Raw genomic sequence first — 13,228 nt, 5'->3', positions numbered from 1 at the left:
ATGAAGATACGTTTGAAAGATATCGCATCCAAAACCGGCTATAGCATCAACACGGTGTCCAGAGCTTTAAAAGGGAAAGGCGACCTGACGGAAGCTACGAGACAATTCATCCTGCATACAGCTAAAGAAATGGGGTATATTCCTAACGGCATTGCCAGAGGGCTGCGTTCCGGTTCAATGAAAACGATTGCGGTTATTCTAAGCGATCTCTCCAACCCTTTTTTCTCTATTATGGCAAACTTTATCGAAGTGGATGCAAGGAAGAATGACTATGCGATCGTTGTGCTAAACAGCGGCGAGAAACAGGAAATGGAAGAGCAGGCGATCTATCTGGCCATCAACAAAGGGGTGGACGGCATCATTCTGTTCCCGGTTCAAGGCAGTACCGGAAGCGTAGGGATCTTGAAGAACGCCAACATCCCATTTGTTTTGGTCGGAAGGCATTTCGAGAATGAGCAGACCGATTATCTCATAACCGATGATGTTCGGGGAGGCTACTTGGCAACCGAATATTTGATAAGCAAAGGGGCAAGAAGGATCTTGATGTTATCCGGTCCCAGCTATCTTTCTTGCTCGCGGGAAAGGGAAAAGGGGTATATGCAGGCGCTGGCCGATAATGGTGTAGCGTTCGATCATTCCCTAGTCGTCTATCATGAAATTACGATGGGAAATACGTATGCGGTTATGAAGGATTTCGCGCGAAGCAGGAAGGATTATACAGGTATTTTCGCATTCAGCGATCTGGTCGCATTAGAAGCCATTTATGCGATGCAGGAGGCGGGGATCCGCATACCGGAGGACATTAAGGTGGTTGGCTACGATAATATCCAGTCCCAGCTGTTCTATCCCTTCCCGCTTACAACGATTAATATTGCCAAGGAGAAGATGGCGGGGCGTGCAGTTGAAATTATTCTGAACAAAATCAAGGGTGATGTAGAGAAAGAATTTTACCAGGAAGTGTTTGACACGGTCTTAATCAAACGAAAGAGCTGCTGAGCAGTTTCACAAACAATCATAATCTAATTTAAAGGAGAACAAAAACAATGTCACAACATTTCAGGCCCCCTGCAATACCTCTAGTAACGGTTGATCCGTATTTCAGTGTATGGTCTACTGCCGATTGCCTTACGGATCAACATCCTACCCATTGGACCAACAAACGCAGCAGCATGACCGGATTGATAAGAATCGACGGCCAAACGCGCCGGTTTATGGGGATGACGGAGCTTGCCGAGGGAAGCGATTTCCAGGAACCGGATGCCCTCAAACAGACGAATCTGGAAGTGACAGCGACGTCCAGCAAATACCGGTTTGAAGGGGATGGCATTCGGCTTGAGGTCGACTTCACCACGCCGCTGCTGCTTGACGATCTGGAGCTATTATCGCGGCCGGCTTCATACGTTACGTTCCGTACTCAATCCATTGACGGCAAATCGCATGATGTTAACATTTATTTGGACGTTACCGGCGAATGGTGTGTCAATACGCCGGATCAGAAAATTGTCTGGTCCCGCAAAGCGATCGGCGACGGAATCGATGCGCTGCGTATGGGCAGCGAGCAGCAGCCGGTGCTTCAGCGTGTTGGCGATGACGTTCGGATCGACTGGGGATTTATGTACCTGGCCGCTTCCAAATCCGAATCTACCCGTACAGCGATTCAGTCTTATCGGCTGCGCAACCATTTTATCGAATCGGGTCATGTAAGCTTGCCGGATGACGAGCATATGCCGCGAGCTGTGGAAGACGATACGCCGGTAATGGCTGTGCAATTCGATTTTGGCGCTGTAAATGAAACCATGCAATCAGAGTATGCGGTGCTGGCTTATGACGACATCCATTCTATCGAATATTTTAACCAACCGCTTAAAGCGTATTGGCGAAGGAACGGTACTTCATTCGAGGATATGCTTGCAGCAGCTTTCTCGCAATACGATGAAATCATCGGGAAATGCGAAGAGTTTGACCGGGAATTGCGGCAGGAGAGCGAGGATGCGGGCGGATCGCAATATGCGGATATACTGTCGCTCGCTTATAGGCAGGCGATCTCAGCGCACAAGCTGGTCGTCGATGAGAACGCCGAGATTCTGTTTTTGTCCAAGGAATGCTTTAGCAACGGCTGTATTGGCACAGTGGACGTTAGCTATCCGTCGATTCCGCTGTTTTTGCGGTACAACTCCGAGCTTGTCAAGGGTATGATGCGTCCGATTTTTCGGTATGCAGCCAGCGAACAATGGCCGTATGAATTTGCCCCTCACGATGTGGGCTGTTACCCGGTAGCTAACGGTCAAGTGTACGGAGAAAACAAGCTCGAATACCAAATGCCGATCGAGGAATGCGGCAATATGCTCATTATGGCGGCAGCCGTTTGTTTATCTGAACAGAACGCGGATTTTGCAGAGAAGCACTGGGAGCTGCTGACGAAATGGGCGAACTATTTGATAGAAAACGGTCTCGATCCGAATAACCAGCTGTGTACGGACGATTTTGCCGGTCATCTAGCCCATAATGCGAACCTCTCAGTTAAAGCGATCATCGGTATCGGAGCATATGCCATTTTGTGCAGAATGCTTGGGAAAACGGAAGAAATGTCGCGTTATTCCGATACGGCCAAAGAAATGGCAACGCAGTGGATCGCGATGGATGAAGCAAGCGACCATTATAAATTGACATTCGACAGCTCGGAAGATACATGGAGTATGAAATACAATCTCGTATGGGACAATCTTTTTGGACTGGGCTTGTTCTCGGGCGATGTAATGGCGAAAGAAATTCCTTATTATTTGGCCAAACAAAACCGGTACGGCACGCCGCTGGACAGCCGAAACACGTATACGAAGTCGGATTGGCTAGTGTGGTGTGCATCGATGGCGCCATCGAAGGAAGATTTTGCGAAAATGATTGCACCGCTGTGGTATTCGCTTCATGAATCGCCAAGCCGTGTTCCCCTTACCGATTGGTACGATACGGTCACGGGCAAGCAAATAGGCTTTCAAAACCGGACGGTTGTTGGCGGATTTTATATACAGCTGTTATCTCCGTTTTAATATGGCGTTACGGTGTTGAGTCTAACCTATAGTAAGGAAGCAGGAGCTTGCCAGACGGCGGCTCCTCTTTGTTATGTGTAATTTAAAAAACAACTATTTCAAGCGATAAAATGAGATCCTTCCAATCGTCATATAGGAGCGGGATAGGAAGTTGCGTCGATTCAGATAGAGAGAAGCCAGCGTGGAATCAATGGCGTTTGGGAACTTTTTAAAGCAAGCTGTAGGAGCATGCTACTGATATAACATTGCCGGCTGTGAAAAACAGATCATATCGAAGTCAACGACCCCGCAGATGTTACGAATATAGTATAATTAGGAAATTCGTTATAATCGGGGTTAAAAAATGGCCACAAACATTACACGATTAACCAGACAATACTTAATGGACGAGTTATTCTCAACTGGTCTTCAATTGGACGGCAGATTGGATTTCATTACCTTTCTTTATAGAACCTGGCCGCTGGATCAGATGAACTCGACTGATTCCAGGTTTATAACCGCGGAAGAGGATATTTGCCAGCACATTCATACCAAGGGAGTTGGAAAACAGAAAAAAGCCGACCAAGACTGTATTGTTCCAGTTTTGGTCGGCTTTTTTGATGCTCCTACCATGAATACATTGAATACATGTAAATGTGTAGGCCTTTATTTTTCAAGAGGTTTTCACATGCTCGTTTAGATAAACGCGGAAAATATACGCTAAGACTTCGATCCTATCCAGCATTTATCTCAGGATTTAATTACGGAGTGTCTACAGTCCAATCATTTAAGGAATTGATTGGTAATGGACAGTGCCCGTACAGGTTGGTTTCTTACTTAAGCATGACTAGGTAGTGCAACTACCTTGATTCTTTGGCAGCGCCGGGTGTAACTTCTGGAATACTACCGGTTTGGTTAGACTGAGTCTCTCCGATTGGTCGTACGTTCCGAAGCCGCGTAACGACAAGGATGATGGTAACTAGCATGATGGCGCCGCTGGCTGCCGCAACGGCGTGCATCCCGCTCGTAAAGGCTTCGCGCGCCCCCGTGAGCAGTGCCTTGCCGACTTGTTCGGAGAGGCCTTCCGCTATAGCCGTGGCACCGGCCAAGCTGTCGCGGGAAGCTTGTACCGCGGATGCCGGCAAGTCGGTGGGAATAGAGTTCGCCACCTGGTTGCGGTAAACGACCGTGCCGATGCTGCCCAAGACTGCGATGCCCAGCGCGAAGGCGAATTCGCCGCTGGTTTGCAGCATGGAGGCTGCAGAACCCGCCTTCTCCGGCGGGGCTGAGCCGATGACAAGGTCGCTGGACAGGCTCGGGAGCGGAGCTGCACCTATACTGAAGCAGATGTACCCGAGCACCAGAAACGTGAGACCTGACTCAATCCCCACCTTGGTCAGCAGAAAACAGCCCGAGGTCGATACCAATAGTCCCGTTCCGATAAGACGGGCCGATCGGATCCGGCGTGCGATAAGCGGCGCGAGAAGCATACCGGCCATCTAGGCAATTACCCCGGGGAGCATATACAACCCTGCCTGAAGCGGCGACATTCCTTGCACGAATTGAAGGTACTGCGCGATGAAGAGCATGGTCGCTCCTGTCAGTGTAAGACCGAACATGCCCCCCAGTGCAGCGCTGAATCCGGGACTCGCGAACAGGCGCAGGTCCAGCAGGGGGCTCGTCAGCCTGCGCTGCCGCGACACGAACACCGTGCCGAGGACGATCCCCGCCAGTATTAACAACGCAGGCACCATCTGCAGACCGTACTTGGCGATTTCCTTGAGGCCGTATATGACCGGCAGGATGGCGCCCAGCGATAACGCGACACTGGTCAAATCCAGCCGGCCGGATTCGAGGTTCCGGTATTCGGGCAGCAACATGGGTCCGGATATTAGTAGAAGCAACATGACCGGCACGCCCAGAAGGAACACCGAGCCCCACCAGAAGTGATCCAACATGATACCCCCAACCACCGGTCCGAGGGCCATGCCGCCCATGGAGCACGTTAACCATATGCCGATGGCGAGGGAGCGCTGTTTATGTGAACGGAACATGTTGCTTACCAAGGCTAGAGTAGAAGGCGATACAGTCGCCCCGGCTATGCCGAGTAGTGCGCGGGCCGCAATGAGCATCTCAGCGCTTCGGGAGAATGCTGCCACTATCGAGGCTATGACGAATGCGGCCCCGCCGATCAACAGCAGTTTGCGGCGGCCGATCCGATCTCCCAGCGTCCCCATTATGATCAATAACCCAGCGAGCATGAAGCCGTAGATGTCGATGATCCATAATTGCCGGGCGCTGTCAGCGCCGAGGTCGGCGCCAATGTGTGGCAGTGCGAGAATCATGACGGAGAGATCGATTGAGACAAGAAGGGCGGGCAAAGCAAGAACCGCGAGCCCGAACCATTCACGCATGCCGGCCTGCATCTCAGTCCCGTTCATAGCGTTCGTCATTCGGTCTTCAAAAAATCGCCCAGCTTGTTCAACATATATTTCGTCCATAGATCCTATGTCCGGAGTCGGTATGACCGGATGGCGAGAATAAACTGATCTGGTCGTAGTATCGCAATGTTCGAACCGTTAGTCCTGCCAATTTCGCAAGTTCTCCAACTTTCCACTCCGTTTTCATGATCATCCCCTTTTTTTCGCGCGATGTTTTTTTACCGGTATCCACATCATAATTCATTACGTTACGTAAGTTTCAAGTGCAAAATGAAATTTTTTAAATATTAGCATTAAAATGAGGTGTTTTTCTTTAGGGACCTGGATCCTAATAGCCCAATAACTGGATATGATGTAAGAGTCAAACCTAGCATCAGTTCATGAGCGATCAATGTCTCCACGTTCTACATGAGAGTCATCAATACTAACGCTCGGGATCCCCAATGCGCATAAGATGGATCCCGCCCCGAACAATCCGATCGACAGCAGAAACGCTTAGCTCCACAACGACTCTTGAAAATAAGAGATTCTATCACTAGATTCCAAAATGAAGGTTCTTAGCTTGATGGGCATGGGGTCCAGACATCATTTTAACTAAAATACGATATAGACGGTTTAGGCTGCGTGTTTACCCTACTCTAGGCCTAATGTCCAAAAATTGAATGTAGTACCATATTTGATTGTAATTTTATCAGAAATCTAGAATTTTTGTTGCAAATATTACCTTTGTCATTTGATGAACTTAATGCGAAAGGGGCATAGGGCGCAATGAATGAAACCGGTGTTCCGCCAACCATAGAGCTGGTTGCAATAAAAGCAAGCAATATAGAACTAATCATTAATCTTTTGTGAAATTTCATTAGGTAATAACCTTCCTATTGATAAAATAAATGCTTCGTCTACTTTTTTAATAACGACTAATATAACGTATTGATGAATCGCGCCACTAAAATGTAAAAAACGTTTTTACTTGTCAGAAAGCGATATACCCTATTTATTAAGAATTTTTAATAAGAAAATGACATAACAAAAAAACCAGTCATATCAAGCAATAGATGGCTTTTATTTTGTGAGTAACGATTTTCTGTACTTTTTTTAATTAGGGTCTTTCCTATTTTCATGTAAGCTAATTATCTATAACTTTTTAGGAGTGATAAAAATGAAAAAGAAATTACTTGCGACGCTTGTGATTTTTGGATGTCTACTGTCGCAAGCAAATTTCGCATCAGCTGCATCTACTAATCCTTTTAGTGATACAAACGCAGCTGAGGTTAAGTTCCTATATGATAAAAAAATCATCGGGGGATATGGCGATGGGACATTTAAACCCAACAATCCAATCACGCGTGCAGAAGCACTTGTTATCGTCGAAAACGCAATGGACATCCATATGGAAAGTAGTACCGTTACAAATTTTACGGACGTACCGGTATCACACTGGGCTTATGCATCTATCCAGACCGGTGTTGAGCATAAACTGCTAAATGGATACGGGAACGGCACCTTCCAACCCAACAAAAAAATTACTCGCGCAGAAAGCTCTGCACTCATTTCTCGTGCCAATAAGCTGACGACCACGAGTGTCGTGAAATATTTGGATGTACCGAAGTCTCATCCGTTCTATACGGATATTAATAAAATGACCTCGGCTGGATTCTTTTCAGGGACAAGTTTCTCTTTGTTCTCACCAGATAGAGAGATAACAAGAGGAGAATTTGCGGTTGTTGTTGCAAGAACCCTGAATCCCGCCTATAGAGTTAAATTTGTTAATCCTAAAATTGTACAAATAGATGCTGGGCACGGCGCACAAGACCCAGGCGGTGTCAGTAATGGACTGCAAGAGAAAAATCTAGTGTTAGATGTATCTCTCCGCATTCAAAAAAAATTACAAGCAAAAGGCGTTGCTGTATTAATGTCTCGGACAACAGATACATTCCTTAAACTCGAGGACCGGGCAAAATTATCTGCCGATTATCAAGTCGACGCATTTGTAAGTGTTCACTCGAACGCTGCGACGACCTCACAAGCGAAGGGTGTTGAGACATACTATAAAACAGGCGATGCGAAGTCTCAACAGTTAGCCTCACTCATACAAAATAGTCTTGTGAAATCAACGCAATCGACTGACCGTGGAGCAAAACCCGCAAACTATAAAGTGCTTAAGGAAAATGAAAAACCCGCTTCATTAGTAGAAATTGGTTTCATTACCAACGAAGCAGAAGCAGCTAAATTAAAAACAAGTGCTTATCGCGATACGGTAGCAAGTGCTATCGCAGGCGGAATTGTTTCTTTCTTAAATGCGAATTAGTCTTTATAACTACTCAAGGGTAGCAAAGTTGTTGCTGCCTTTTTTCATGTTCCAAAAAAGGTTTCGTAAGTTTTTGAAAACTGTGAAGAATTAAATTTAGCGAGGGATTAATATGATTAGAATTTCGATAGATACGATGGGCGGGGACAAAGGACCGCTTCCGTCATAACCGGTGTGGTTGATTTTATTAAAAGTCATCAAGGTGAGAATGCAGTTGAGTTTCATTTATTTGGCGATGAACGCATTATCAAGGAGCATTTATCGGGCTTAGGTATGACAAATATTCAGGTGCATTATTGTGATGAATACATTTCCTCGAGTGAAGGTTAGAAACAAAAAGAATTCTTCTATTGTTCGCGCCGTAACGTTTGTAAAAGATAAGCATGCAGATGCGGTTATCTCATTTGGGAATACGGGTGCATTCATTTGACCGAACCCCCAAGATTTAGTCGGCAGAGCCGCTAATGAAGGCGGTCGATAGATGGTTCCGTCATCGTCGTAAACGTGCTTTTGCCAGCGGTTTGGAATGATATTCAGCGGCGCGTCTTCTGGAACTTTTCGCTTTCCGGTTTCATTCATATCCCGGAGGAGGCGCGTAGGGAATGGGATCAAGTTCTTGTCATCCGACAATAATTCTTACTATAAATATAGGAATACTCGTATATGTGCACAAAATACAATGTAGTCTACATTTACTAATTCGACAGAATACGCTAGTGTTTACGATAGATTTTATGGATTGTGACACAATAACTATTACTCTTACAATTGGACAGCATTAAGCTGTCTTTTTTCGTCGTATTCGGGGCTATTAATTAAGTTTAAGATTATGGTAGAATTTCCTAAAGGATTTAGGCTGCTGCTTCGGCTCTATATATCTTGACTCTGAAGCAGGGCTTAGATAATGAAAGGTTTAATCGAAAGCAATTTGCCAGTGAATTATGTAATTGAAAATGTTTTTCAATATAAGATGCGAGGCAAAGTTGCTTATCAAAGCCACTTACCAGCAGCTATTGCGTTGAATATCACTTTAGTAAAAGCTTTTGATGATCCAAGCGGTAAGGGGTACCAGCGGCCAGTCGATCCAAAGCGCACATTTAGTTGCGGAACAACGACAAAAGATGAACCGTTCCTTATGAAAGGAACGGTTTTTAACATGCTTGCCACTTAGCTGTCGGTTGACTAGAACATATATGCCTATAAGTCGTGGAAAATCAGCTTTTTTTGTTATAACGATATATGTTCTTGTCAAAAGCTAATGACAAGAACACATATCGTTTACCGATTGAGGACAAGAACATATTCCAAATTACGTAACCGTGACTATATCTGCAGCGGATTTCCCACTCGGACCGTCTAATAAGGTGAAGGTGGTGATCACGTGAAGCCGACCGGCAGTCGATATAAGAATGATTTTTCGAAAGACCCCACGCAAGCACTGGAGCAACTCATGAACGAATTCGGCACGATTGTTATACGGACCGCGTTTTTCTATACGGGGGATGCTCATCTTGCCGAGGACATTAGCCAGGAGGTGTTCCTACGTGCGTACCGAAAGTGGAACACCTTCCCGGCGACAGTACCGTCAAGACGTGGCTGACGACGATCACAGTCAACATATGCCGCGACAAAATGAGCGTTCGTATGTTCACGGAACAGCCGACCGAGCCAGGCAAGTTGGAGCTTGGCCGAACGATCAGCGTGGAAGATGAGGCGCTTGAACGGCTAAAGAAGAGCGAAGTGCTGCAGCATGTGCTTCGCCTACCGTTACCGTATCAGGAAGCGTTGTACTTGTATTACTACGCGGACCTCAACACGCGGGAGATATCAGAAGCAATTAGCACTCCGGAAGGAACAGTACGCAACAAACTGCATCGGGCGCGAGAAATGCTCGCCCGAGAGATCGGTAAGGAGGGAATCATTCATGACGGATAGGGATCATGAACTGCATCAACAGTTTAGAAAGGAGTCTGATGAAATGTTATTTTCGAGTATGGAGATGAGTGAGCAACTGAAGCGGAAGATTCGTCAAGAAGTTGCTGCTGAGAAGGCAGGGCGTAAATGGAAACTTGCGAAATCATGGAAGGTGGCGGCGGTGGGATTGGCAGCAGCGGTCTCAATCGTTGTAGCCATCCCGCTGTTAGGTACACCGAGCGCTCCGGCGCCTGTGGATAGTACGACGGAGAATGTATCTCCGACACAGACGAACGGAGGCATCGTCGGTTCGGATGTGACTAAATTGACGACAATGACGCTTGGTTCGATCGAAGAAGCAAAGGCGTCTTTTGGAGAAGGCTTGATGCTGCCGTCCTTTGTACCGAAAGGGTACACCTTAACAGAAATTGCAGCGGTGGGGATGCCGGGTCAACCAGTTAGAGATATCATCTTTACGTATACGTCGGGCGAACATACGGTGACGTTCTCGGCCAGCCGCATGGCATCCGTCTATCCGGCCGAGCTATTTACGAAGACGAAAGTGGGCGAAGTGGACGGATTCGTATTCGAACAACCGGGCATGACTGAATTGTTCTGGACGATGGAAGATGTCCATTTTGGCGTAACCGGGTCAATCCCAGGAGATGTAGCGATGAAGATGGCGTTGTCGGCAACGCTTTAAGTGAGAAAAGCTTTTACCTCGAAGAAGTAGATGCCGTCAATGCTGGCAGCTGCTTTTTCGAGTTAGTCCTTACATCTATGATGTCTAGGGGACACAATTTCACCTATTAATTGAGTGAGAGCTTGAGTAATCAGACTTTTTATTGTATATGTATAGAAATTTGTGTCATCAGAAAAAGCACAAAGCCACCAACATTAAGCCCCAGAGACACAACGATGCAGAGAATTATAAGTATTAATATTAAACTATCAATCAGTCGATAATAATAAATCATGTGATTGTGTCACAAGCTGTCGGACGACAACAACATCTATACAACGAAAGCCGCATAAACTGCGGCTTTTTTATTTATTGTATAGAAGTTCTTGTCGTTTGCTCAAAACAAGAACTTCTATACAAAGCCGTATTAGGACAAGAACTTCTATACAGCCCCGTGATCCCTTTAAAAGCACGATTTATTAAGCTAACGGGCAGGATAGTTGAATAAAGGCTAGTCCACCCGCTTGCATAAGTTCCTGCAAACATTTTTGAGTTTATAGACGGACTAAAGACTTCTCCCTAATAGGGTCCCAACTTGTGTTGCCATAACTCGAGGCGGATATGGCATTCCGTTTCGGATCCACCATTCAATTATTCCTACATAAGCAGTACCGGCATATTGCAGCAGTACATCATCAATTAAATCCGTATTTCTTCCGCTTTCTCTATCAATCTCACCTTTGAAACCTTCAATAAAAGAAGTAAGAAGTCGAGTTCTAAACGCTGACGGCACACCTGTACTTGCCAACATAGTTGAAAAAAATAAATAATTTTTCTCAAAATATTCAAAATAAGGAACTAGAGCCTCGTTCCAATCCATCTCACATGCCCATTCGTCCATCTCACCTAATTCATTTAAGTGTGTTTCTATGAGGTTATCCAATAAATCAAATTTGTCTTGAAAATGAAGATAAATTGTACCACGATTTAAGTTCGCCCGGTCTGCAATATCTTGAATGGTTATATCATCAAAATTTTTTTCAGTCATCAGTTCAATAACAGCTTTTTTTAAAGCTTCCTGCGTTTTAAGAATTCTCCGATCCACTTTTGCCATCGTCTACCCACCATACCTTCTAAAGATACTTAACATTTTTATTCCTCATGTTGATTTATCAACATATCGCGTTTCTTTAACCATTGAATTAACGCATCTTGATCATATAATAATTAACACAAGTTTTTTAATCTAGTTTTGTTGTTTAATCATCAAGGATTGGATTATGGAAAAGAGATGAAGGATTAAGAAATGAATATCCAACAGACGATCAGGAGTATAGCCGAGGAGGTCTTTGTCGAAGGGAAGAAGGTGATCCGCAGTCATACCGCATGGCAATTAGGAAACGGTGGAATCTTACTATACGAATATATGTCCTGCAACTATCCATCCTACAGTGTTTGCTTCTTTGACAATTTAGATGATTATCTTGAAACATGTCAGGAAGTTAGTTGGTTGAAGATAGGACCATTTGAGCGGAGTTAAGTAATGGTTAAATAGTGTGCGCGTAATATAGAAGTTTTACGAAAGATTCGTTTAAAGAAAGTAGGAGCTATTTTAGTGGATAGAAAAAATCATTTGTTTATAGTTATTTTGACGATAGGTGTTTTCGGTATCTTAAACACGGAAATGGGTATCGTTGGGATATTACCTTCGATTGCTGATCACTTTAATGTCAGTATAGCCAAAGCAGGGTTACTAGTGAGTCTCTTTGCACTCGCTGTCGCCATTTCTGGACCGATTCTTCCGTTATTATTTTCGGGCTTAAATCGTAAAAAGGTAATGTTATTAGTAATAGGTGTTTTCGTTCTTGGCAACGTTGTCTCCATATTCGCATCAAGCTTTACCGTTTTATTAATTGCTCGTGTACTTCCGGCCTTTTTACATCCCGTATACGTCTCAATAGCTTTAACAGCAGCAGCTGCATCAGTTAACAAGGAAGAGGCTCCTAAGGTGATTTCAAAAGTATTTATGGGAGTAACGGGGGGGATGGTACTTGGATCACCAATTTCTAGTTTTATTGCTACTTTAACTTCAATTAAGATGGCCATGTTGTTTTTTACTGTCGTGAATGTAATTGCATTTATTACTTTACTATTTATACCATCAATGCCTGTTAAGGAAAGACTCTCTTATGGATCTCAGTTAGGTATTTTAAAACGGTTCTTTACTTGGCTGTCCATAGCTGCTGTCGTTTTTATAAATGCAGCGATGTATGGAGTAAGTAGTTACCTTGCTGAGTATCTTGAAACCATTACTCAAATACCTGGGAAAACAACCAGTTTAATGTTATTCATATTCGGTGGGGCCAGCATAATAGGGAACATTGTTGCAGGTAAGCTCCTTACAAAAAACACAATGAAATCTATAATATCCTTTCCATTCGTATTGGCATTTGTTTACATTTCATTGTTTTCAATGGGGCAGTTCACTATACCTATGGCAATCATTGTTTTCGCTTTTGGGATAGTAGTGGCTATAGGGAACAATATCTCGCAATATTGTATTGTGTCTGCAGCTCCAGAAGCTCCTGAGTTCTCAAATGGCTTATTTTTAGCTTCTGGTAACGTAGGGGTAACAATCGGGACAACAGTAGGAGGAACGATTATTACTGAGATGGGGACAAAATATGTGATATTAGGTGGATTCCTATTTTTGTTATTGAGTATATTGTTTATTCTAATGAGAAACTACAGGTATTATCCCATTAAACTTACTAACAAAGAGAGCCAGTAAGAATTAATAATAATAAACAAAATTTGATGATCTGTTGCTAAATTAACAAATCAGAATTCTTTAACCATT

13 protein-coding genes and 1 pseudogene are annotated in these 13,228 nt (G+C 44.5%); 10 read left to right on the top strand and 4 right to left on the bottom strand.

The window, feature by feature from the left end; genetic code table 11:
* The 3 genes from MRBLPE1_RS17730 (at position 1) to MRBLPE1_RS17720 (ending at position 3,723) form a co-directional block, all read left to right on the top strand.
* On the top strand, positions 1-996 hold the full coding sequence (locus MRBLPE1_RS17730; protein ID WP_364147784.1) for a LacI family DNA-binding transcriptional regulator: 996 nt from the start codon (positions 1-3) through the stop codon (positions 994-996).
* A 47-nt stretch (positions 997-1,043) separates the two neighbouring features.
* Positions 1,044-3,044, top strand: coding sequence for a glutaminase family protein (locus tag MRBLPE1_RS17725; protein ID WP_364147781.1), 2,001 nt, complete (start codon positions 1,044-1,046; stop codon positions 3,042-3,044).
* 343 nt (positions 3,045-3,387) lie between these two features.
* The gene (locus tag MRBLPE1_RS17720; protein ID WP_364147779.1) at positions 3,388-3,723 is read left to right on the top strand and encodes a hypothetical protein; all 336 of its coding nucleotides are present in this window, start codon (positions 3,388-3,390) and stop codon (positions 3,721-3,723) included.
* 160 nt (positions 3,724-3,883) lie between these two features.
* Here the strand turns inward: MRBLPE1_RS17720 and MRBLPE1_RS17715 are convergent, their stop codons facing one another.
* The 3 genes and pseudogenes from MRBLPE1_RS17715 to MRBLPE1_RS17705 all read right to left on the bottom strand — a co-directional run.
* Positions 3,884-4,522 carry a hypothetical protein gene (locus MRBLPE1_RS17715; RefSeq protein ID WP_364147778.1) on the bottom strand — a complete coding sequence of 213 codons (639 nt, stop codon included), beginning with the start codon at positions 4,520-4,522 and terminating at the stop codon, positions 3,884-3,886.
* Positions 4,523-5,515, bottom strand: coding sequence for an MFS transporter (locus MRBLPE1_RS17710; protein WP_364149722.1), 993 nt, complete (start codon positions 5,513-5,515; stop codon positions 4,523-4,525).
* A gap of 7 nt (positions 5,516-5,522) precedes the next feature.
* Positions 5,523-5,651: pseudogene (locus MRBLPE1_RS17705) on the bottom strand (MerR family DNA-binding transcriptional regulator); the annotation flags it as partial.
* A gap of 972 nt (positions 5,652-6,623) precedes the next feature.
* Between MRBLPE1_RS17705 and MRBLPE1_RS17700 the strand changes: the two are divergent.
* The 6 genes from MRBLPE1_RS17700 to MRBLPE1_RS17675 all read left to right on the top strand — a co-directional run bounded on the left by MRBLPE1_RS17700 (position 6,624) and on the right by MRBLPE1_RS17675 (position 10,389).
* The gene (locus tag MRBLPE1_RS17700; RefSeq protein ID WP_364147776.1) at positions 6,624-7,772 is read left to right on the top strand and encodes an N-acetylmuramoyl-L-alanine amidase; all 1,149 of its coding nucleotides are present in this window, start codon (positions 6,624-6,626) and stop codon (positions 7,770-7,772) included.
* A 301-nt stretch (positions 7,773-8,073) separates the two neighbouring features.
* A complete protein-coding gene (locus MRBLPE1_RS17695) occupies positions 8,074-8,202 on the top strand; it encodes a hypothetical protein (protein WP_364147774.1) in 129 nt (42 codons plus the stop codon).
* Positions 8,203-8,676: 474 nt separating this feature from the next.
* Positions 8,677-8,943, top strand: coding sequence for a hypothetical protein (locus tag MRBLPE1_RS17690; protein ID WP_364147771.1), 267 nt, complete (start codon positions 8,677-8,679; stop codon positions 8,941-8,943).
* 279 nt (positions 8,944-9,222) lie between these two features.
* Complete coding sequence (locus MRBLPE1_RS17685; RefSeq protein WP_364149720.1) at positions 9,223-9,372, top strand: sigma factor; 150 nt, start codon at positions 9,223-9,225, stop codon at positions 9,370-9,372.
* A complete protein-coding gene (locus MRBLPE1_RS17680; RefSeq protein WP_364147769.1) occupies positions 9,330-9,707 on the top strand; it encodes an RNA polymerase sigma factor in 378 nt (125 codons plus the stop codon). Before MRBLPE1_RS17685 ends, MRBLPE1_RS17680 begins: the two co-directional genes overlap by 43 nt.
* Positions 9,697-10,389, top strand: a complete 693-nt coding sequence (locus MRBLPE1_RS17675; protein WP_364147767.1) for a hypothetical protein — start codon at positions 9,697-9,699, stop codon at positions 10,387-10,389. Before MRBLPE1_RS17680 ends, MRBLPE1_RS17675 begins: the two co-directional genes overlap by 11 nt.
* Before the next feature lie 544 nt (positions 10,390-10,933).
* Here the strand turns inward: MRBLPE1_RS17675 and MRBLPE1_RS17670 are convergent.
* Positions 10,934-11,482 (bottom strand): TetR/AcrR family transcriptional regulator, encoded by a 549-nt coding sequence (locus tag MRBLPE1_RS17670; RefSeq protein WP_364147764.1) that lies wholly within the window; start codon positions 11,480-11,482, stop codon positions 10,934-10,936.
* A gap of 501 nt (positions 11,483-11,983) precedes the next feature.
* Between MRBLPE1_RS17670 and MRBLPE1_RS17665 the strand changes: the two genes are divergently transcribed.
* Positions 11,984-13,159 (top strand): MFS transporter, encoded by a 1,176-nt coding sequence (locus MRBLPE1_RS17665; protein WP_364147761.1) that lies wholly within the window; start codon positions 11,984-11,986, stop codon positions 13,157-13,159.
* Positions 13,160-13,228: the final 69 nt, after the last annotated feature.

It is taken from the genome of Paenibacillus sp. LPE1-1-1.1, from assembly GCF_040676435.1.
Lineage (GTDB): Bacteria > Bacillota > Bacilli > Paenibacillales > Paenibacillaceae > Pristimantibacillus.
The sequence above is the reverse complement of the archived record's forward strand: the minus strand, read 5'-3'. Positions and strand labels throughout refer to the sequence as shown.